Source organism: bacterium (genome assembly GCA_037131655.1).
In the GTDB taxonomy this organism is placed as follows: Bacteria; Armatimonadota; Fimbriimonadia; order Fimbriimonadales; family JBAXQP01; genus JBAXQP01.
Map to the genome: position 1 here is coordinate 1 of JBAXQP010000444.1, position 1,776 is coordinate 1,776.

The 1,776-nt window shown below is 47.4% G+C and carries 1 protein-coding gene; it reads right to left on the minus strand.

What is annotated here, in order from left to right:
- On the minus strand, positions 1 to 1,731 hold a 1,731-nt coding region (locus WCO51_13460; protein ID MEI6514260.1), incomplete at its 3' end, for a hypothetical protein.
- Between the last annotated feature and the right edge of the window lie 45 nt (positions 1,732 to 1,776).

Consider the following 1,776-nt stretch of genomic DNA (forward strand, 5'->3'; position numbering starts at 1 on the left):
GTCCTTCGGCGCGCGAGATTGAATCAGCGCACCATCAGCTATACTTTTGTGACGCCACCACAATGCCATCGCTACCAGCGCGCCGAAGGACAAAGCGATCATAAAAGAAACTACTCCAACAGGCACCGCGCCACTGGCGCCGATCGACGCCATCCAACCATGCGACCAGTCAGCACTAAGCGGCAATACTCCTATGAACGGCAGAGACAGGTTTAATAAAGAACCTTTGTTTTCTTTTTCAACTATTTTTCTTAATTCAATAACCGTTCTTGCTGAGCGAAAGGTTTTTCCCGCACCGGTAGCACTATGAGTAACCACGATGTGGTTTTTGCAAGGGACAGACACATGAGTATACGTTGCTGCGGGCATGGATGCTCCTGTATCAGGCATGACAACATGTTCCAAACTCTCAAATAAACAGTTTAAGAACCTCGGAAGGACAACCTCTTGCGTGCGTTGATTCACGTAACCCGGCGAATAAAATATCATTATCACGTCAGCTTCGCATATTTTCGCGATTAAACATTCCATCAGGGATAGCATGTCGCGGCTGTTTTCCAAATTCTCAAGGTCGTTGAAAATATCCAAATCCACACTCGCGATACTTCCTGCCAGACTTTCTGTTGATCCGATAATTGTCCCTCGGTGATCAAAATCCATCCCCCCCCAACTTATATCAATTATCTCATTTGATAAAAATGAGAACCGCATTCCAGGAAACACTTGTTTCAGTGCAGTCACATAGTTACCTTCTCCAAGAATGGCGGAATCTTGGCTACCTCCCATATACTGAATATGTTTTTTGAATGCCATATCCAAAGTTGGCGGATTACAAGCTAATAACGAATTGTCCGGATGCCGTTTAAAATCGATATGTACAAAATGCTCTCTGCCGTTGATCATCCCTTCAATATATGAGAGCAGGGTAAATAAATACGCTCCATGGTGCTGCGTACCTATATAGATGACTTTCTCCCCCATAGTTACTTTTATATAGCGAGTCTGAGAAATCTCGTCCAAAGGCAGGTTATATGTTAGTTTGGCCGGCGCACGCAGATGCTGCAGGAGAGGAACCGGATACGATTCGTTAAAGATCATTACCCGCTGATCCCCGAAAGTTATTCGCTGGAAAGCATCTCGGATCTGTCCCAAGCTGCCCACCACAGCTACCAACGCGCCAAGCGATACAATCAAAATGAGGCTACTTATCACCATCGGCAACGCCCCGCTTGCCCCAATCGACGCCAGCCAGTCATGCTGCCAGGCGCTGTTCATTCCAAGCACTCCAGAAAACCCCATCAAGACTCCACACGGCATGCTATCAGAGGCATATTCAGGATCATCACCTGACTCTGATCTAGCCCCTTGCTTCTTCGCCCCAGAGCCGGGATGCATCGCTGACTCGCTTATGAGACAGAACTCAACTAAAATATTCTTTAACGGTAACCACTCCATTGAACCCAAACCCCGCGCTGCACCCCGTATCTCTTCAAAAAACCATCCTCCACCAACGTTGCTCGCAATCACTTTCTTGGCACAAGAAAGCGGAGCACCCCCTTCCTGGGGACGCTTGTCGAGTTCATAGAACTCCATGATCTTTTCTTTGTCACCATTCTGCTGATACACCACGGCATACGAATGGTTAGCTTTTTTATAGCCGAAAACAACCCGTTCATCTCCCGTAAGCCAGATCCTGCCTTTGCCATCGGCTTCAACCACCTGCGGATTCATTGATTGCCCTTGCAGAAAACAAGCAACCCTGCGCCGTAATTCTTC